This window comes from Exiguobacterium sp. ZOR0005, from assembly GCF_000798975.1.
Taxonomy (GTDB): domain Bacteria; phylum Bacillota; class Bacilli; order Exiguobacteriales; family Exiguobacteriaceae; genus Exiguobacterium; species Exiguobacterium aurantiacum.
On record NZ_JTLB01000005.1, the window covers coordinates 68923 to 87636 of the forward strand.

Annotated in this window: 17 protein-coding genes and 1 other annotated feature; of the genes, 13 read left to right on the plus strand and 4 right to left on the minus strand. The window is 50.7% G+C overall.

What is annotated here, in order from left to right; genetic code table 11:
- Positions 1-113 precede the first annotated feature (113 nt).
- Positions 114-1781 carry a peptide ABC transporter substrate-binding protein gene (locus L971_RS01855; RefSeq protein ID WP_047374037.1) on the plus strand — a complete coding sequence of 556 codons (1668 nt, stop codon included), beginning with the start codon at positions 114-116 and terminating at the stop codon, positions 1779-1781.
- A 93-nt stretch (positions 1782-1874) separates the two neighbouring features.
- Here L971_RS01855 and trpS read toward each other — a convergent pair whose 3' ends face one another.
- Positions 1875-2873 (minus strand): tryptophan--tRNA ligase, encoded by a 999-nt coding sequence (gene trpS, locus L971_RS01860; protein WP_047374039.1) that lies wholly within the window; start codon positions 2871-2873, stop codon positions 1875-1877.
- A gap of 47 nt (positions 2874-2920) precedes the next feature.
- Positions 2921-3129 (minus strand) — a binding site (T-box leader).
- A 47-nt stretch (positions 3130-3176) separates the two neighbouring features.
- A complete protein-coding gene (locus L971_RS01865) occupies positions 3177-3545 on the minus strand; it encodes a DUF3899 domain-containing protein (RefSeq protein WP_024369927.1) in 369 nt (122 codons plus the stop codon).
- A 272-nt stretch (positions 3546-3817) separates the two neighbouring features.
- On the opposite strand from L971_RS01865, the gene L971_RS01870 reads away from it, so the two are divergent.
- The 5 genes from L971_RS01870 to L971_RS01890 all read left to right on the plus strand — a co-directional run bounded on the left by L971_RS01870 (position 3818) and on the right by L971_RS01890 (position 9735).
- On the plus strand, positions 3818-5434 hold the full coding sequence (locus L971_RS01870) for a peptide ABC transporter substrate-binding protein (RefSeq protein WP_047374041.1): 1617 nt from the start codon (positions 3818-3820) through the stop codon (positions 5432-5434).
- 302 nt (positions 5435-5736) lie between these two features.
- Positions 5737-6663 carry an oligopeptide ABC transporter permease gene (gene opp3b / locus L971_RS01875; RefSeq protein WP_024369929.1) on the plus strand — a complete coding sequence of 309 codons (927 nt, stop codon included), beginning with the start codon at positions 5737-5739 and terminating at the stop codon, positions 6661-6663.
- Positions 6663-7688, plus strand: a complete 1026-nt coding sequence (gene opp3C / locus L971_RS01880; RefSeq protein ID WP_024369930.1) for an oligopeptide ABC transporter permease — start codon at positions 6663-6665, stop codon at positions 7686-7688. Before opp3b ends, opp3C begins: the two co-directional genes overlap by 1 nt.
- Before the next feature lie 23 nt (positions 7689-7711).
- On the plus strand, positions 7712-8785 hold the full coding sequence (locus tag L971_RS01885) for an ABC transporter ATP-binding protein (RefSeq protein WP_024369931.1): 1074 nt from the start codon (positions 7712-7714) through the stop codon (positions 8783-8785).
- Positions 8785-9735, plus strand: coding sequence for an ABC transporter ATP-binding protein (locus tag L971_RS01890; protein ID WP_024369932.1), 951 nt, complete (start codon positions 8785-8787; stop codon positions 9733-9735). The genes L971_RS01885 and L971_RS01890 overlap by 1 nt, the downstream gene beginning before the upstream one ends.
- A 72-nt stretch (positions 9736-9807) precedes the next feature.
- Here the strand turns inward: L971_RS01890 and L971_RS01895 are convergent, their stop codons facing one another.
- Positions 9808-10341, minus strand: coding sequence for an HD domain-containing protein (locus L971_RS01895; protein ID WP_024369933.1), 534 nt, complete (start codon positions 10339-10341; stop codon positions 9808-9810).
- Positions 10342-10562: 221 nt separating this feature from the next.
- Here L971_RS01895 and L971_RS15115 point away from each other — a divergent pair, with 221 nt between their 5' ends.
- From L971_RS15115 to L971_RS01910, 4 genes are all read left to right on the plus strand, one after another.
- Positions 10563-10700, plus strand: a complete 138-nt coding sequence (locus L971_RS15115) for a hypothetical protein (RefSeq protein WP_167331259.1) — start codon at positions 10563-10565, stop codon at positions 10698-10700.
- 171 nt (positions 10701-10871) lie between these two features.
- On the plus strand, positions 10872-11270 hold the full coding sequence (spxA, locus tag L971_RS01900) for a transcriptional regulator SpxA (protein ID WP_015881217.1): 399 nt from the start codon (positions 10872-10874) through the stop codon (positions 11268-11270).
- A 180-nt stretch (positions 11271-11450) separates the two neighbouring features.
- Positions 11451-12107: an adaptor protein MecA gene (gene mecA, locus L971_RS01905; RefSeq protein ID WP_029335549.1), complete on the plus strand. Its 657-nt coding sequence runs from the start codon at positions 11451-11453 to the stop codon at positions 12105-12107.
- 70 nt (positions 12108-12177) lie between these two features.
- Positions 12178-13410: a DUF2254 domain-containing protein gene (locus L971_RS01910; RefSeq protein WP_047374046.1), complete on the plus strand. Its 1233-nt coding sequence runs from the start codon at positions 12178-12180 to the stop codon at positions 13408-13410.
- 34 nt (positions 13411-13444) lie between these two features.
- Here the strand turns inward: L971_RS01910 and L971_RS01915 are convergent, their stop codons facing one another.
- The gene (locus L971_RS01915) at positions 13445-14167 is read right to left on the minus strand and encodes an SDR family NAD(P)-dependent oxidoreductase (RefSeq protein ID WP_047374048.1); all 723 of its coding nucleotides are present in this window, start codon (positions 14165-14167) and stop codon (positions 13445-13447) included.
- Positions 14168-14250: 83 nt separating this feature from the next.
- Here L971_RS01915 and cls point away from each other — a divergent pair, with 83 nt between their 5' ends.
- From cls to pepF, 3 genes are read left to right on the plus strand one after another with little or no spacing between them, the layout of a single operon-like run.
- Positions 14251-15762, plus strand: a complete 1512-nt coding sequence (gene cls, locus L971_RS01920; protein ID WP_047374050.1) for a cardiolipin synthase — start codon at positions 14251-14253, stop codon at positions 15760-15762.
- 12 nt (positions 15763-15774) lie between these two features.
- On the plus strand, positions 15775-16836 hold the full coding sequence (locus tag L971_RS01925) for a competence protein CoiA (protein WP_047374052.1): 1062 nt from the start codon (positions 15775-15777) through the stop codon (positions 16834-16836).
- A 17-nt stretch (positions 16837-16853) separates the two neighbouring features.
- On the plus strand, positions 16854-18656 hold the full coding sequence (gene pepF / locus L971_RS01930) for an oligoendopeptidase F (RefSeq protein WP_047374054.1): 1803 nt from the start codon (positions 16854-16856) through the stop codon (positions 18654-18656).
- Positions 18657-18714: the final 58 nt, after the last annotated feature.

An 18714-nucleotide genomic window follows, 5' to 3' on the forward strand; every position in this document is an offset into this window, starting at 1 on the left:
ATTGTATTATTGCTTCAACGGGATTGTGGTAGCAAATTTTGTAAAGTGGAAAATGACTGAATTTTCTACCATCGTTCATTCTGTTAAACCGAAAAAATCAGGGGGTCATCGCAATGAATAAGAAAAAAGGTTTTGCTTTAGCAACGTCAGTAACGCTCATCTCGAGTGCGTTTCTAGCAGCTTGCTCGGGTGGGGAAGACACAACAAACAACGAAACAGGTTCAAACGGATCTGGTTCAGAAGGTACGCCGGATGAAGCGCAAGTCCTCAACTTGCTCGAAGGTTCAGATATTCCTTCACTTAACCCGACGCTCGCTACTGACTCAGTATCGTTCAACGTATTGAACAACGTTATGGAAGGTCTTTATCGCATGGACGAAGAAGACAACCCAACACCAGGTATGGCTGAAGACGTCGACATTTCTGAAGATGGTTTGACGTACACGTTCAAAATCCGTGAAGGCGCTACTTGGTCTAACGGAGAGCCTGTAACGGCTAACGACTTCGAATACGGTTGGAAAGAAGTACTCAACCCAGACAACGGGTCACAATATGCTTACGTTATGTCAGTCATCGAAGGCGCTGAAGCTTACAACTTAGGCGAAGGCGAGCGTGACGCTGTTGGTGTCACAGCTGTCGATGAGCAAACACTTGAAGTTAAATTGACAGCTCCGGCTGATTACTTCCTTGGTCTCACAAGCTTCGGCGTATTTATGCCTAAACTTGAGTCGTTCGACCAAGAGCAAGGCGAGAACCTCGGTACGTCTGCAGAGACAACTCTTTACAACGGACCGTTCAAACTCGAAAGCTGGGAGCGCGAACAAGGCTGGAAAATGGTTAAAAACGAAGAGTATTGGGATGCAGAAGCAGTCAAACTTGACGAGATCAACTTCCGCGTCGTAAAAGAAGTCCAAACGGGCGTCAACTTGTACGAAAACGGTGACGTGGACCGCACTGGCTTGACTTCTGAGCTCGTTGCCCAGTTCCAAGACAGCGAAGACTTCTCTACTGTCGTAGAACCTACACTCTTCTACCTCCAATTCAACTCAGCTGTAGAAGCGCTTGACAACCAAAACATCCGTAACGCGATCGATCGCGCATACGATAAAGCAGCAATCTCAGAGACGCTCCTCGCGAACGGATCGATTCCTGCGAACTACCTCGTACCGAAAGACTTCGTAACAGGTCCTGACGGCAACGACTTCCGTGACATCAATGGAGACATCGGTGGCTACGACCCAGAAGAAGCGAAGCAACTTTGGGAAGCTGGTCTTGAAGAGCTCGGTACAGACACAGTTGAACTTGAGTTCTTGAACTATGACTCAGAGACTGCGAAGCAAATCGGTGAGTTCATCAAAGGTGAGCTCGAGAAGAACCTCGAAGGTATGACTGTCACAATCAAGCAACAGCCGTTCAACAACAAACTTGACCTTGAAAGCAAAGGCGAATTCGAAATGTCGTTCGCTGGCTGGGGCCCTGACTACCAGGATCCAATGACGTTCGTTGACCTCTTCGTCACTGACGGACCATACAACCGTGGTAAGTGGTCGAACGAAGAGTTCGATGCACTCATCGAATCTGCGAAAACAAGCACAGATGCTGAACAGCGTTGGGCTGACCTTGCTGCAGCAGAGAAAATCGTTCTTGAAGAGAGCGCAATCTCGCCAGTTTACCAACGTGGATCGGCTCGCCTCACGAAGCCATACGTGAAAGACATCGTTGAACATGCGTTCGGCGCTGACTACTCGTACAAGTGGGCATTCATCGAAGGTAAAGAATAAGATTACACTTCACCGAGAGAGACAGGGACGCCTGTCTCTCTTTTTTGTGCGTAAAAAAACACCGCTCGAAATGAGCGGTGCGGCGGTTTAACTTTATTTCACTTTGGCGCGCTTACGGCTGAGCCCCATCGCTTTCTCGATTTTCGCGAGGTTCTTGTTGGCGACGGCTTCGGCTTTCTCACGGCCGGCATCCAAGATGGCGTCGAGTTCGGCTGAATCGACGAGCTCATGATAGCGGGCTTGAATCGGTTCGAGCAACGACACGACCGCTTCGGCGACGTCTTGTTTGAACGTGCCGTAGTTCGAGTCTTTATACTTTTCGACGAGTTCATCGATCGGCGTGTCTGTTGCGAGCGAGTAAATCTCGAGCAAGTTCGAGATGCCCGGTTTGTTCTCCCGGTCAAAACTGATGACACCGCTCGAGTCGGTGACGGCACTCTTGATTTTTTTACGGATGACGTTCGGTTCGTCGAGCATCGAGATGTATCCTTTCGCGTTCGCATCAGACTTTGACATCTTTTTCACCGGATTCGTCAAGCTCATGATGCGGGCGCCTTCTTTTTGAATAAGCGGCTCCGGAATCGTGAACGTCTCGTAGTAGCGTTTATTGAACCGTTCCGCCAAATCGCGCGTCAATTCGACGTGTTGCTTTTGGTCATCACCGACCGGGACGAGCTCCGTTCCATAAAGAAGGATGTCCGCTGCCATGAGCGTCGGGTAGATGAAGAGACCGGCACCGACGTTATCGCCACCTTGCGACTTGTCTTTATATTGTGTCATCCGCCCGAGTTCTCCCATTCCGGAAATGCACGTCAACATCCAACCGAGCTGGGCGTGCGCCTTCACTTCCGATTGGACGAAAATCGTCGCTTTCTCCGGGTCGAGTCCGCAAGCGAGATAGAGTGCCGCCAGTTTCCGCGTGTTGTCCATCAATTCGATACGGTCGAGCGGGACGGTGATGGAGTGAAGATCGACGACGCAGTAAAAGGCGTCATGTTTGTCTTGAAGATCGACGAACTGTTTCATCGCCCCTAAGTAGTTGCCAAGCGTGACAACGCCGGTCGGTTTAATGCCTGAAAAGATTTTTGCCATGATTGCACCTCCAAAGAATATAAAAAACCGCGGTCTTCCGCCCGAATAATCGGGACGAATAACCGCGGTGCCACCCAAATTTGCATGATTCCATGCCACTTGAACGCGTTAACGGGCGTGAACCGTCTCGCCGTACTACAAGTTCAGGCGAGCCATTCCAAAGTCCATTCGCTTAAACCACTTCCATCTGCTCACAGCAACGCAGACTCTCTGGGGGAAGGGGGTTTAACCTACTTGTCTTCTTCACGATGTTTTTCCTAGATGATGTATTCAGTTTAGCATATGGACAAAAAAACGGGAAGGTCAAACGAACGACAAAGCATACGAGACGAGGATGCTCACGATGCCGACAACAATCCAACGCCGTGCCGCCTGTTTCCGAACCGCCCGCTCCTCAGGTGTCGCTTCTTCGTCTTCTTCATAGTCCGGATCGATCTCTTTCAATTTGGCCCGGCGATTTCGTTTGAAGCCATACATGATCCCGTCGAACAGACCCGAGGCGCCCATCTCTGAAAACATGCCGATCGCGAAGACGATCATCCCGCCGACGAACAAGCCGCCGCTCACATGGAACAAAAATGTCTCTGGACGATAGTACGATACATACGACCAAATCGTGTATGTAATTGTGACAATACTTAAAACGATTAATATCGCTCTAAAATTTTTCAATGTGTCAAACTCCTTTCAACTGGATGACCAAAATCAGTCCCTATCCTTCATGGCTCTATGATACTAGTAGTTCTATCGGTCTGGCGAGTTAGAAGTTTGAAAAATGAGAGCGGTTTATCAACTAGTTGACAGTTTGATTAAAAATTTTTTACAATAGCCCTAACGTTCTTTCGTCGGATACTTTATGAAATATTCAGAAAATTAAAGAAAAAAGTAAGATGTTACGTTCCGACGATGCGCCAAGCCATATAGTTAGAAAGGGGAAAATCACTATGAAGAAAAAATCGATCTTGCTCATGATGACGCTCATCTTAGCACTCGGTTCAGTACTCGCCGCTTGCTCGACTGGCGGAGACTCTGACGGCGGTTCGTCTTCGAACGGAGAAAAAGTACTCCGCTTGACGGATACGTCTGATATTACGACAGCCGACCCGGCACTTGCCACAGACGCGGTCGCATTCAACTTGATTGCGAACACGATGGAGGGACTTTACCGCCTAGATAAAGACGGTCAAGCCGTACCAGCGATGGCAGAAGGTGAGCCGGAATTGAACGAGGACGAGACCGTCTACACGTTCACACTTCGTGACGCCGAATGGTCAAACGGTGAGCCGGTCACAGCGAACGACTTCGTGTATGCATGGCAACGCGCCGTCGATCCGGACACAGGTTCACAGTACGCGTACATCATGAGCACACTTAAAAACGCGGACGCGATCAACGCGGGCGATCTTCCTAAAGAAGAGCTCGGTGTGAAAGCGGTCGATGAGAAGACACTCGAAGTCACACTCGAGCGTCCAGATCCATCGTTCCTCTCACTCACATCGTTCGGTACGTTCACACCGATCAACGAAGCGTTCGCAACTGAAAAAGGTTCGGACTTCGCGACGAATGTCGACAACCTTCTATACAACGGGCCGTTCACATGGTCACAATGGGATCGTGAGCAAGGCTACGTCTTAGCAAAGAATGACACGTATTGGGATAACGCCAACGTCGCTCTCGACAAAGTCGATGTTCGTGTCGTCAAAGAGACGTCAACAGTCGTCAACTTGTTCGAAGCTGGTGAAGTCGACTACGCCGGTCTCGCCTCAGAACAAGTCGCTGCTTTCCAAGACAGCGAAGACTTCAACACGGGCCTCCGTTCAGCCGTCGGTTACTTCAAGTTCAATCACGAAGATGAAGTGTTCGCTGACGTGAACGCTCGTAAAGCGATCGCACGCGCAGTCGACCCGTCTGGGATCATCGACCAGCTCTTGAACAACGGCTCGATTGCCACAACATCGTTCATCCCGAAAGACTTCATTAAATATGAAGATGGTACGGATTACACAGAAGGTCTTCAATACTTCGAGACGAACGCAGACGAAGCGGCAACGCTTTGGGAAGAAGCGACTGGGGGCGAATCGCTCACGATCGAACTTCTTTCATTCGACTCGGAAGTATCGAAACAAATCTCTGAGTACATGAAAGGCCAAATCGAGTCAAACTTGCCAGGCGTGACGGTCAACATCGCCCAGCAACCGTTCAACAACAAGCTCGCGCGTGAAGCGAGTGGGGATTATCAAATGTCATTCGCCCTTTGGGGTCCTGACTATCAAGATCCGCTCACAAACCTTGGGATCTTCACATCGAACAACGGTCAAAACGACATCAACTACAGCTCGGCCGACTACGATCGTCTCATCGACGAAGCGTCAGCTGAAACGTCAATCAATGCCCGTTACGACAAGTTCAAAGAAGCGGAACAACTCTTGATCGAACAAGATCAAGCGATCATGCCGATCTATCAAGCTGGCGTCGCTTACTTGATTCGTCCAAACATCGAAAACTTCAACCGTCAACTATTCGGTGCTGATTACCAGTACAAATACGTCGACATCAACTAAAGAGCGTGGGGGCATGCGACAGCATGTCCCCCGTTTTCTAAAAAAAAATTAGAAAAAAGAGAAAAAACTATTCAAATGTTTTGTTGGTAAAGTATAATGGAGTAACAGTGAAAATTCAGAATACTTTATAAAGTGAGTACTTTGCGATTTTCATGTGCTGTACTAAGAGCCTTGAGATGACGTTTGACCTATTCTTTCAGAAAATTCCTTTCATTTTGTGAATTCAAGAACAGGGAAATATGTCATAGTGATGCTGTTGGTGCAAGCATAGAAATATTTAGAAAAACAGGGGGTTTTTATTTATGGGACGTTATCTTTTGCAGCGGCTGACTTACGGCCTCATCACGTTCTTCTTGATTGCGACGTTCACATTTTTCCTGATGGATCTGTTACCAGGTTCACCGTATCAAAACCAGGAGAAATTGACGGATACTCAAATTCAAATCTTGAACGAGCGTTATGGACTCAATGATCCGCTTCCGGTTCGTTATGCTACTTACATGGGGAACCTTTTACAAGGCGACCTCGGCATCTCGTTCCGTACGGCCAACCGGCCAGTGACGGAATTAATTTTGGAGCGAATCGGTCCATCGGCCCAGTTAGGTGCTCAAGCATTGATACTCGGTACGTTCGTAGGACTATTGCTCGGGATCGTGGCGGCCATTCGTCACAACACGGTCATTGACTATGGTTCAATGTTCGTATCTGTTATCGGGATTTCCGTCCCGTCGTTCGTCTTTGCAGCCCTCCTTCAGTACTATGTGGGCGTAAAGTGGGGCATCTTGCCAGTCGCCTTCTGGGACTCACCGGCCCATACCATCTTACCGACCATTTCGTTGTCACTCGGTGTGACGGCATCGATTGCCCGTTTCGTCCGGACCGAGATGTTAGAAGTCACCGGACAAGACTATGTCACCCTCGCTAAAGCGAAAGGGCTGACAGGGAATGCGATCGTATGGAAACACATGGTTCGAAACGCGATCATCCCGGCCATCACAATTCTTGGACCGATGACAGCTGCCTTGTTGACAGGGACGTTCGTTATCGAGAAAATTTTTGCCGTGCCAGGGCTTGGTGAATTGTTCGTTACGTCGATTACGTTGAATGACTATTCGGTCATCATGGGAACGACTTTGTTCTTCTCGGCGCTGTTCATCTTGATCATTCTACTCGTCGATTTGCTCTACGGAGTCGTTGACCCACGTATTCGTCTTGGGGGGGATAACTGATGATTGAAAATAAAAAGAATTACGAGCAGTTCGACCAAGACATGTTCCAACCTGTCGAGATGAACGAACAGCTCGCTGAACGTATTGCAGGAAAAAGTTTAAACTTTTGGCAAGATGCATGGATGCGCTTAAAGAAAAACAAGGCGGCCATCATCTCGCTATCGGTTATTTTAATTCTCGTCGCTCTCGCGCTCTTCGGACCGATGCTTTCAGGACGCGACGCGTATACGCAAAACATCTCGCAAGCGAAACTTCCGCCAAAAGTCACAGGACTTGAATGGGCCGGATTTGACGGAATGGCCAACCTCGGTGGCCGTGACATCGACTTTTACGAACAAAAGAACGTCGAAGAGAACTACTGGTTCGGTACCGACTACCTCGGGCGTGATCTTTGGTCACGGATTTGGGAAGGGACACGGATCTCGCTCTTCATCGGTCTCGTCGCCGCCATCATTGATACAGTGATTGGTGTGGCGTACGGTGGTATTTCGGCTTACTTCGGTGGCCGCGTCGATAACATCATGCAACGGATCGTTGAGATTTTGACAGGTGTACCAAACTTGATTTTGATCATCTTGTTCATCTTGATCTTTGATCCAGGGGTCTTCACCATCATCTTGGCGATGACGATCACCGGCTGGATCGGGATGAGTCGACTCGTCCGCGGTCAGATCTTGAAACTGAAAAACCAAGAGTTCGTTTTGGCTGCCCGTACGCTCGGCGCTTCAAGCAACCGTTTGATCTTCAAACACTTGATCCCGAACACACTCGGTGCCATCATCATCACACTCATGTTCACGATTCCATCTGCCATCTTCTTCGAGGCATTCCTCAGCTTCATCGGGATCGGACTTCAACCGCCACAAGCGTCACTCGGTACGTTGATCAATGACGGATACAAAGAGCTGCGGACGTTCCCGTACCTCCTCGTCATCCCATCGACGATCATCGTCTTGCTCATGGTCAGCTTCAACTTGCTCGCCGACGGCTTGCGTGATGCGTTCGACCCGAAAATGCGTAAATAATTTAGAAAGAGGGGGACTCGTGCATGGAAACGATTTTATCTGTCCGAGACTTAGCGGTCTCGTTCCATACGTACGCTGGTACGGTACAAGCCGTTCGCAACGTATCGTTCGATTTGAAAAAAGGCGAGACGCTCGCAATCGTTGGTGAATCGGGTTCTGGTAAATCCGTCACATCGAAAGCGATCATGCGTCTCATTCCGAACCCGCCAGGTGAGATCACGAACGGAGAGATCTTGTTCGAAGGGAAAGACTTGGCAAAACTTTCGGAAAAAGAAATGCTTAAAATCCGCGGCCGCGACATCGCGATGATCTTCCAAGATCCGATGACGTCGCTCAACCCGACGATGACGATTTTTAAACAAATCGCTGAAGGGTTGAAACAGCACCAAGGGCTCACAGGGGAAGATGCGAAAAAGCGTGCGCTCGAACTGCTCACACTCGTCGGTATCCCGAACCCTGAGGCTCGTCTCAAGCAGTACCCACACCAATTATCTGGTGGAATGCGTCAGCGGATCGTTATCGCGATCGCGCTCGCTTGTAACCCGAAAGTATTGATCGCCGATGAGCCGACGACAGCGCTCGACGTGACGATTCAAGCCCAAATTTTAGAGTTGTTGAAAGATATTCAACAAAAGACAGGTACAGCCATCATCTTCATCACGCACGACCTTGGCGTCGTCGCGAACATGGCTGACCGCGTCGCCGTCATGTATGCCGGTAAAATTGTCGAAAAAGGAACGGTCGATGAGATTTTCTACGAGCCACGTCACCCATACGCTTGGGGCTTGCTCGGATCGATGCCGCGTCCGACTGACGACCCGAACGAAGCGCTCCCGGCCATCCCGGGTACGCCTCCTAACTTGTTGAACCCGCCGACAGGCGATGCGTTCGCACCGCGTAACCCGTACGCGATGAAGATTGATTTTGAGAAAGAGCCACCGATGTTCCAAATTAGTGACACGCATTACGCGGCGACATGGTTGTTGCATCCGCAAGCACCGCAAGTGACACCGCCACAAGCGATCATCGACTTGGCGCTCAAATATCGTCCAGACAGCGCGTTCGCGAAATCGCTAGTGAAAGGTGGTGCTGAATAATGGAACGTGAAAAATTATTAGAAGTACGAGACCTGAAGCAGCACTTTAAAATTGGTCGAGGCCGCGTCGTTAAAGCGGTCGACGGCATCTCGTTTGATATTTATAAAGGTGAAGTGCTCGGTCTCGTCGGAGAGTCTGGTTGTGGGAAATCGACGACTGGACGCACGATCATCGGATTATATGATGCGACTGACGGAGACGTTATTTTCAAAGGCGAAAACGTTCACGACAAGAAGTCGAAAGCGGAGAAGTTGAAGTTTAACCGTGCGATGCAGATGATCTTCCAAGACCCATACGCGTCGCTCAACCCGCGGATGACGGTCGCTGACATCATCGCTGAAGGGATCGATATCCACGGTCTCGCGAAAACGAATGAAGACCGGATGAACCGTGTCTATGATCTTCTCGAGACGGTTGGTCTCACGAAAGAACATGCGAGCCGTTACCCGCACGAATTCTCGGGCGGACAGCGTCAGCGAATCGGAATTGCCCGTGCCCTCGCAGTCGAACCGGACTTCATCATCGCCGATGAGCCGATCTCGGCACTTGACGTGTCGATTCAAGCCCAGGTCGTCAACTTGATGAAAGAGTTGCAACGAGACCGTGATCTCACATACTTGTTCATCGCCCACGACTTGTCGATGGTCAAGTACATTTCAGACCGCATCGGTGTCATGTATCAAGGCCACCTCGTCGAGCTCGCCCCGGCTGAGCTCCTGTACGATAACCCGATTCACGCGTATACGAAGTCACTCCTCTCGGCGATCCCACTTCCGGATCCAGAGCATGAGCGGACACGTAAACGGATCGTCTATGAGTCGAAGTCACTCGGTGCCGTCGGACGTTCGGATGAAGATTCAAGCATCCCGCCGCTCCGTGAAGTCGAGCCAGGACATTTTGTCTCGTTGACGGATGAAGAATACGAAGCGTATAAAGCACAACTCGTGTAACGCGTTTACCCTGAATCTCATGATTCAGGGTTTTTTTGCGCAAAAAAAACACCTTCGGAAACTTCCGAGGTGTCAGGCGTTCGAGATGCGCGGCAAGTTCGAGAGCCGGTCGACGATCGAATCGATGATACGGACGCGGGCGAGCGCATCCTCGATGTCCATCGTCTCATAGTGGTGCAATCCGCCGGGCTGTTCGACGAACGTGTCGGCGTCATGAACGAGTTGCTGGAGTGGGGTGCGCTGAATCCGGCTAGGCGGCAAGTAGGAGTCTGTATGAAGTAAAATCATAACAGAGATTTCTTTCGCCCGGGCCGGGTCTTCCCCGAGTCGGATTAACAGTTTGTGGGCCCGTTCGGCCCCTTTGATCGCATGAATGTCATTTTGACGATACAAGTCATAGTTCCACTTGCCTTCGGTATACCACTCATAATGGCCGATGTCGTGGAGCAAGGCGGCCTTCGTCGCCAAGTCTGTGTCGAGACCTCGTCGCGTCGCCAATTCGAGAGCGCGCTCGCAGACGTCGACGGCGTGTTTTAAGCCGGATCGTGTCAAATATTTCTGGGTGACCGGGTGCTGCATAATCGTTTCTAAAGTGATTCTCATCATCGCTCTCCTCCTTGGTGATTTCAAAGGTTATTTCTATTAACTATACGGGAATCGGTAAAGAAATGCAAATTTGTAACGTGGAAAATGATGAAAATATTGAAGAATGTGCAACATTTTTCAAGCGGATATGCTATAATTTAATTGTAGATTTAGTGCAAGTTCAAGATTTTCAGATTCAGTAATGGTCGGGCTGTGGCTTAAGGCAGTGGGGGTGAGAGACCATGAAAGAGCGTGACAAAGTGTTGCAACAGAAAAAGAAACTGTTGAAGGAAGTGCTCAAGAAAAAGTTGAAAGACTTACAAGTGAAGCCTGGTAAAGAAACGGTGTCACAACCGGTTTCTCGAATACCAGCTTCCTAGTCGATCAAGGTCGCATCCGTGCGGATGCGTCCTCTTTTCTTACATCAATGAGAAAGAATATCATTGATGTTTCAATTAATAAGAATTATTATAATTAAGTGGACGAGTTTTTGGGTATACAAAAAGAGTCACTTAAAAAAAGTACGAACATTTGATCAGGGAGGAACGAACATGGTCACATTATATACGTCCCCGAGCTGCACATCGTGTCGCAAAGCACGGGCTTGGCTCGAAGAACATGATATCCCATTCACGGAACGGAATATATTTTCAGAGCCGCTCTCACTCAATGAGATTAAACAAATATTACGTATGACAGAAGACGGGACCGATGAAATCATTTCGACCCGTTCAAAAGTTTTCTCGAAAATTGATGTTTCTGTCGATGCGCTCTCGCTCCAGCAACTTTACGATTTGATTCAAGAATATCCTGGACTGTTACGACGTCCGATTTTGATTGATGAAAAACGTCTCCAAGTCGGGTACAACGAAGATGAGATTCGTCGATTCTTACCGCGAAAAGTTCGGACGTTCCAACTACAAGAAGCGCAACGGCTTGTCAACGAATGAGAAAGCACGCTGTCTAAGCAGTGTGCTTTTTATTATCTCGTTTTTCCGATAAAATAGGAGTAACAACCCCATCATCTGAAGATTGACACATGTAAAAGAGGGTACTATGATAACAAGACAATTTCCCCTCTCCTCCTTAAGGGTCGTAGTAGGAGTGAGGTGAGAAGGGAGTGGACAATCGTGAAAATTGAGCGCATCAATGACAACACCGTCAAATTTTTCATCACCTATGTCGATATCGAGAAACGCGGTTTCGCCCGGGATGAAATCTGGTACAACCGTGAACGTGGTGAGCAGCTGTTCTGGCAAATGATGGACGAGGCGCATGAGCGGGAAGACATCTCGTTTGATGGTCCACTATGGATACAAGTACAAGCTTTTGAAAAAGGACTCGAAGTGACCGTCACGATCGCCAAGAACGTGATCGATGCGGAAGATGATTCAGAGCTCGGCTCACTCTTGCGCTCGGCAATCGATGACGCACGGGAACAACAAAACGTCTTGGATCAATTGAGTGAACTTGATGAACTTGAAGCCGAGCCGGAGGCGTGGGCTCCGCTCGCGATGGACACCGATGATTTCGAATCGATCATCGCTCTCAGCAAACGGGCCGGTGATACGTTGAACAACGTTACGTTGAAACTATTCCATTACGAAAATCGCTACTATTTGTGGGTCGATTTCCCGGACGAGATGGAGCCGGAAGAGGAAGAGAACGTCCTCAGCCTACTCGCGGAATACTTGTCGTTCAGTACGCAAACCCTCGCTATGCTTGAGGAGTACGGCAAACTCATTCTCGACGGAGATGTATTCGCGAAAGTACGTCACTATTTTTAAACTCAAATCGCCTGTTCAAGTGGACAGGCGGTTTTTTTACCATTTTGATACATAGCGAAGAGGTGACTTCATGCTGAAGCGGATTCATTTGATGTTGTCAGACAGTGCTTGGTTCGTCCCGTTCTTATACGGGTTCGGCGGGATCGTGTTGACGTTTTTGACGCAATATTTTGGAGGGTTCTTCCGTGAAATCTTACCGGAAGTGCTGTACTTAGAGAAAGACTCGGCAGCGAACGTGCTGTCCTCGTCGTTCACGAGTTTGATGACGATGATGACGTTCAGTTTTTCGACGATTCTTGTCGTCTTGACGACATACTCGTCCCAGTTCTCGCCCCGGACGGTAAACAATTTTTTGACGAACGCTGCCGCGAAGCATACGCTCGGCCTGTTCATCATGACGACCGTCTATGGCATCTCGAACTTGTTCTTGATCCGGACGGCCGATGATGACGCGGTGCTCGCCTCGGGCGTGAGCGTTCTCCTCGTCATCGGTTCGATTTGGGCGTTCGTCAAGTTCATCCAGACGATCAGCGTATCGATTCAAGCGGAGCGGTTGTTGTCAGCGCTGCATCGAGAAGCGCTCGCTGTCATCAAGAGCCAGCGAGAGGCGGTCGAGCGTGACGAGGTGAGCATCGTGCCGACGCGTTCGGTCCATGCGTTCGAAGGGCAGGCCGTCTATGCCTCGCGGACCGGTTACATCCAACTGTTTGCGAGTGAGAAACAAGAAGACCGGCCGACTAGCTTTGAGTCGGTCGTCGCGGTCGGGGATTTCGTCGCGAAGGGAGATTTACTCGGGTATTGGGTCGGTGAGGAAGCAGATGACGTGGAACTGTTTCAAATCGGAGAAGTCCGTTCGTCCATCCAAGATCCGGCGTTCGTCATCGAGAAGCTGAGTGAGATCGCGTTAAAAGGCGTCTCGCCAGGCATCAATGACCCGAATACGGCCATCCATGCCATCCATTACATCGGGGACATTTTACGCGAGCTCAGCCGGATGCCAGAAGGCGATTTCGTCTTCTCGAACGGGAAGAGCGATTGGCATGCAAAGCGTAAACCGCTTGACGCCACGTTGTTCCAAGCGTTCGCCCCCGTCAAGACGTATGCGAGTCACGACATGTTCGTCATGGCCTCCGTATTCGAAGCGATTCGCATCGCCCGTCTCGAAGCCCATCCGTCCTCATTTCAAGCGTTCGAAGGAATCATCGACTATTTCGAGGACGTGATCGACTGGGACGATATGCACGAACGAGAACGCGCGTATTTGCAAAATCAGCTCATGCGCTCCAGAAAAGTAAACGCATGAAACAAGCAGGCGAGCGCTCGCCTGCTTGTTTGTGTTACGAAAGACTATACCCTCCGTCGATCGTGATGGCTTGACCGTTCAAATAGCTCGACCCGGCGGTCAACAAGAACGTGACGACTGGGGCCACTTCTTCCGGCTTGGCGGCATTGCCCCGGAAATGATGGGTCATCGCTTCGTGAAATTTCGCCTCGCCGCCGTACAGCTTAAGACTGAGTGGCGTGTCGACGGGACCGAAACAGACGGCGTTGAAGCGTACTTTTCCTTTCAACCGATGGGCGAACGTCTTCGTCAAAGCGATGACGGCCGCTTTGGAGGCGGCGTATGGACCGAGCATCGGTGGGAATTTGACGTGACCGACGATAGCAGCGTTGTTGACGACACTCGCCCCGGTCGCGCAGAGTGGCAGGGCGCGTTGAATGAGCCGGTTCGTCGCTTTCACGTTCAAGTCGAACACCTCGTCAAACGCCGACGCCGGTAGTCGTTCCGGTGTCCCTGGGCGGCCGAACGTGGCGGCGTTGTTGAACAAGCCGTCTAGCGTGATGTTTTTGTCCTTCAAACCATCCATCAGCGCCTCGACTTCATCTGGTTCGGATAAATCACATTTTAAAAACGTGATACGAGGAGAGGCGTCCTCGATTTCTTCGCCCCGTGCCTCGTCCCGTCCGACGCCGAACACGTCATGGCCGTCCTCCGCTAAACGCAAGGTGACGGCACGTCCGATGCCGCTCGTCGCCCCGGTAATGAGAAAAGTACCCATATTTCTTCCGCTCCCCTCTAAATAATGACGTTACGTTGTATAATTAATGATAATACATGACAGAAACGAGGTCAGCTTATAATATGTTGCGACGCATACAAGTACTCTTATCCCTTATTTTGCTCGCAGGACTCATTGCCGTATTATCATATTACTGGAGCTCGCAAGTGATCGGCTTGTTCTCGATTCTAGTCTTTTTGACGACGTTCAGCATTTTGCTCGTCATCTTGCTCGAGAACCGAAATCCGCAGCGGACGCTCATTTGGGCAATCGTCATGATCGGTTTCCCGGTCGTCGGCTTGTTCGCTTATTTCGTGTTTGGACAAAACTATCGCCGGAAACGTATGTTCAAAGAGAAGGCGATGCTTGACGAAGAGACGTACCTCGCTTACCGGCAAAAGGCGATGACGCTCTCGCCGTCCCTCATGTTCACACATGACGATTATGAGAAGCTCATGCATCTGACGTCGTCACTGAATCAGTTGCCGGTCTCGTCGAACACGTACACGCAAATCTTGACGAACGGTGAACAGAAGTTCTCCAAGCTGTTGCCGGCGTTAAAAGGGGCGACACGCCATATCCACCTCGAATACTATATTTTTCGGGAAGACCGTATTTCTCGGGAAATTCAGCGGATTTTGATCGACAAGGCACGATTGGGCGTCGAAGTGAGATTCCTCTATGATGCGGTCGGATCGATTCATACGAGTGGCTCCTTCTTTGATGAGATGCGCCAAGCGGGTGTCCATGTGCAAGCGTTCTTCCCGGTCGTCTTGCCGCTCGTCTCGAGCAAGACGAATTACCGGAACCACCGAAAGGTCGTCGTCATCGACGGGACGGAGGCGTTCACCGGAGGACTGAACGTCGGCGATGAATATTTAGGGGAACATTCGAAGTTTGGTTTTTGGCGCGACACGCATCTGTACGTCAGAGGTGAAGGAGTGTCAGAGCTACAGCTCATCTTTTTACAAGATTGGTACTACATGACCGGGGAACGGCTGTTCACGCCGTTCTATCTCGAGCCACTCGAGACGGTCCGGAGCGCGAGCGGCGGCGTTCAAATCGTTGCGAGCGGGCCTGATGAGCCGTACGAGACGATGAAATCGATTTACTTCGCTTTGATTAACGCTGCGAAGAAGTCGGTTTATATCTCCTCGCCTTATCTCATCCCGGATGAGGACATCATGAGCGCGCTCAAGACGGCATCACTTTCTGGCATCGACGTCCGCATCGTGCTGCCGAGCTATCCGGACCATAAGATCGTCTTTTATGCGAGTCGCTCCTATTATGAGGAGCTGCTCAGCGCCGGGGTAAAAATCTATTTATACGAGGAAGGGTTCATGCATTCGAAAGTCATCGTCGTAGACGATGGGCTCGCGACGATCGGGACAGCGAACATGGACTTTCGGAGCTTTCACTTGAATTTTGAAGTGAACGCGCTCCTTTATAATACGAACTCGGTCCATCAACTGAAACAAGACTTGTACAAAGATTTTGAAGGGTCACACGAACTAGACTTGGCCGCTTTTTCAGAACGGCCATTTCTGATCAAGTTAGTCGAGTCGTTGGCTCGAATGTTTTCACCATTATTATAAGGGGGAAGCGACATGCGATATGCGATCGGTCGGACAGGGGAGTACGTGGACACCCGGATCACGAACCGGAGGCAAATCGAAGCGCTTGCCCCTTTTTCGTGCCCGGACTGTCACGAACGTGTCATCTTGAAGGAAGGGGTGAAACGTCGTCTTCATTTCGCTCACGTCCATTCATGTGGACGCGGAGAATCAACGGGTCACCAACAGGATAAATGGAACGTGAGGCAATGGTTGCAACAACGCGGCTATGCCGTCGACCAAGAAGTGACCGTCGGCGGGAGACGGGCCGATTTGGTGGCGTCAAACGACACCGAGACGCTCATCGTCGAAGTACAGGCCTCGCCGCTCGACGCCGAGACGTACTGGCAACGGACAGCGCATTACACGGGTGCTGGTTTTCAGGTCGTCTGGCTCGCGAGCGGGATGCGGCCAGATCCGGTGCCAGCTTTCTCACCGTGGATGCGGACTGAACTGGCACGGAAACACGCGCTCTTCGTTCCAGCCGGGCGTCAACTCTACCGGTTCGTCGGCTGTCCGACTTCACTTAGGAGGGGGCAAGGGAATTGGGTCCCGGTAGACAATTTTAACGCCTCCCCGTTTGAGCCGTATTATCGGTTTGACGCTCACCGCTGGACGCAACGTGTCAGGAGGAGCCGCGTCACGCCGCCTTATCCGACCGCCGTTTATCGACGTTTGGTGCTCGAGCGGCTCTATCCGCTCGGGATGTTGCCTTCGCTACTGCCGACGTGTTGCTATTTGCCGCTTCCGGCCCTTTGGGGAATCCACATTCACCCGTTCGATTTTCAAGTCGTCTTATATTTGAATCGGCGCTCGTTCCCGAACGATTCGGTGAAGTGGAGCATAGAGAAGACATGCCTCCAGTTCGGCGTGACCCCGACAAGCGACTTTCTTGAAGTGTTTGAAGTACAATGGAAACAACTCTTGAACGTGTTCGATGTGTCGCCCGACGTGAAGGAGTGGCCCGTGCCGAGGACACTCGAGGCGGCGCTGCAAAGCGATGTTCAATTGTTTCAAGGGTTTCAGCGATTTATGGCGAAATCGTATACAAACTGAGAAAAGGAAGTGGACATATGTCAGACGTACTAACACGACAACAAGTGCCCGTCGAAGAGACGTGGAGCTTAGAGACGATCTATGCCGACGATCAAGCGTGGGAACAGGATTTTGAAGCGCTCAAAGCGAACGTGCCGGCGCTCATGGAATATAAAGGGAAGCTCGGGGACTCGGCCGACACGCTTTATGCCGCGCTCAGCCTGCGGGACGAACTCTCGCGCCAACTGCATAAACTCTATACATACGCCCATATGCGTTATGACGAGGATACGGCAAACAGCCATTATCAAGCGTTGAACGATCGGGCGGGGACGCTAGCGGCCCAAATTTCGGCGCAACTCGCCTTTATGACACCGGAACTGCTCGCGATCGAGGAAAGTCGGATCGAGGCGTTCATGAACGAGCATGATGAACTCCGTGTCTACCGGCACGCGTTCGATGAGCTCGCCCAAGAGCGTCCGCACGTTTTGACGGAAGCCGAAGAAGCGTTGCTCGCCCAGGCGGGGGACGTGCTCGGGCAATCGAGCTCGACGTTCGGCATGCTCAACAACGCCGATTTGAAATTCCCGAAAGTGAAGAACGAGGCAGGCGAAGACGTTGAACTGACGCACGGCCGCTATATCACATTTTTGGAGTCAAGCCACCGCGACGTGCGCGAGACAGCGTTCAAGGCGATGTACGGCACGTATAAAGACTATTTGAACACGTTCGCCTCGACGCTGTCAGGGAGTGTGAAAAAAGACAACTTCTACGCGACGGTCCGAAAGTTTAAAAACGCCCGCCAAGCGGCGCTTCATCATAACGCGATCCCGGAATCGGTATACGACGGGCTCGTCGAAGCGGTGAATGAGCGGCTCGACTTGTTGCACCGTTACGTCGCGCTCCGCAAACGGGCGCTCGGTGTCGATGCGTTGCATATGTACGACTTGTATACACCGCTCGTCAAAGACGTAGAGATGAAAATCTCGTATGAAGAAGCGAAGCGCTTAATGGTCGACGGTCTGGCCCCGCTTGGCGACGAGTACGTTCAAATCGTCAAAGATGGACTCGACTCGCGATGGGTGGACGTCCGGGAGACGCGAGGGAAGCGCAGCGGCGCCTACTCGTCTGGCGCGTACGACACGCAGCCGTTCATCTTGATGAACTGGCAAGACAACGTCAACAACTTGTTCACACTCGCCCACGAGTTCGGGCACTCGGTTCATAGCCATTACACACGGGCGACACAACCGTATCCTTACGGAGATTATTCGATTTTCGTGGCCGAAGTCGCTTCGACGACGAACGAGGCGCTCTTGAACGACTACTTGTTAAAGACACGTACGGATAAGGCCGAACGTCTATACCTGCTCAACAACCAGCTTGAGACGTTCCGCGGCACGCTGTTCCGTCAAACGATGTTTGCCGAGTTCGAGCATATGATTCACCGGGCGGCCCAAGACGGGATCTCGCTCACACCGGAATACTTGAACGAGACGTACTTGGAATTGAACAAACGTTACTTCGGCGACGAGATTGTCATCGATGAAGAAATCGCTTACGAGTGGGCCCGCATCCCGCACTTCTACTACAACTATTACGTGTATCAATACGCGACGGGCATCTCGGCATCGGCGGCCTTGTCACAGCAGATCATGGAAGAAGGGGAGCCAGCGGTCCGCCGTTATATCGATCAGTTCTTAAAAGCGGGATCGAGCGATTATCCGATCGAAGTGCTGAAAGCGGCTGGTGTCGATATGACGACGAAAGCACCTGTTCTAGCGGCGTTGGATCAATTTGAGTCTGTCCTCGATGAGATGGAGTCGCTCTTGTTCTCATAATCGTCACGTTGCGTGAACATTATGTGACAAAGTGAACATACAGCTTGTCAATACAGGC

Coding starts and splice junctions, on each gene's coding strand:
- L971_RS01890 (WP_024369932.1), top strand. CDS start 8,785: ATGGAACGTGAAAAATTATTAGAAGTACGAGACCTGAAGCAGCACTTT.
- pepF (WP_047374054.1), top strand. CDS start 16,854: ATGTCAGACGTACTAACACGACAACAAGTGCCCGTCGAAGAGACGTGG.
- cls (WP_047374050.1), top strand. CDS start 14,251: ATGTTGCGACGCATACAAGTACTCTTATCCCTTATTTTGCTCGCAGGA.
- L971_RS01915 (WP_047374048.1), bottom strand. CDS start 14,167: ATGGGTACTTTTCTCATTACCGGGGCGACGAGCGGCATCGGACGTGCC.
- opp3C (WP_024369930.1), top strand. CDS start 6,663: ATGATTGAAAATAAAAAGAATTACGAGCAGTTCGACCAAGACATGTTC.
- L971_RS01910 (WP_047374046.1), top strand. CDS start 12,178: ATGCTGAAGCGGATTCATTTGATGTTGTCAGACAGTGCTTGGTTCGTC.
- L971_RS01855 (WP_047374037.1), top strand. CDS start 114: ATGAATAAGAAAAAAGGTTTTGCTTTAGCAACGTCAGTAACGCTCATC.
- L971_RS01870 (WP_047374041.1), top strand. CDS start 3,818: ATGAAGAAAAAATCGATCTTGCTCATGATGACGCTCATCTTAGCACTC.
- L971_RS01925 (WP_047374052.1), top strand. CDS start 15,775: ATGCGATATGCGATCGGTCGGACAGGGGAGTACGTGGACACCCGGATC.
- spxA (WP_015881217.1), top strand. CDS start 10,872: ATGGTCACATTATATACGTCCCCGAGCTGCACATCGTGTCGCAAAGCA.
- L971_RS01885 (WP_024369931.1), top strand. CDS start 7,712: ATGGAAACGATTTTATCTGTCCGAGACTTAGCGGTCTCGTTCCATACG.
- trpS (WP_047374039.1), bottom strand. CDS start 2,873: ATGGCAAAAATCTTTTCAGGCATTAAACCGACCGGCGTTGTCACGCTT.
- L971_RS15115 (WP_167331259.1), top strand. CDS start 10,563: ATGAAAGAGCGTGACAAAGTGTTGCAACAGAAAAAGAAACTGTTGAAG.
- opp3b (WP_024369929.1), top strand. CDS start 5,737: ATGGGACGTTATCTTTTGCAGCGGCTGACTTACGGCCTCATCACGTTC.
- L971_RS01895 (WP_024369933.1), bottom strand. CDS start 10,341: ATGATGAGAATCACTTTAGAAACGATTATGCAGCACCCGGTCACCCAG.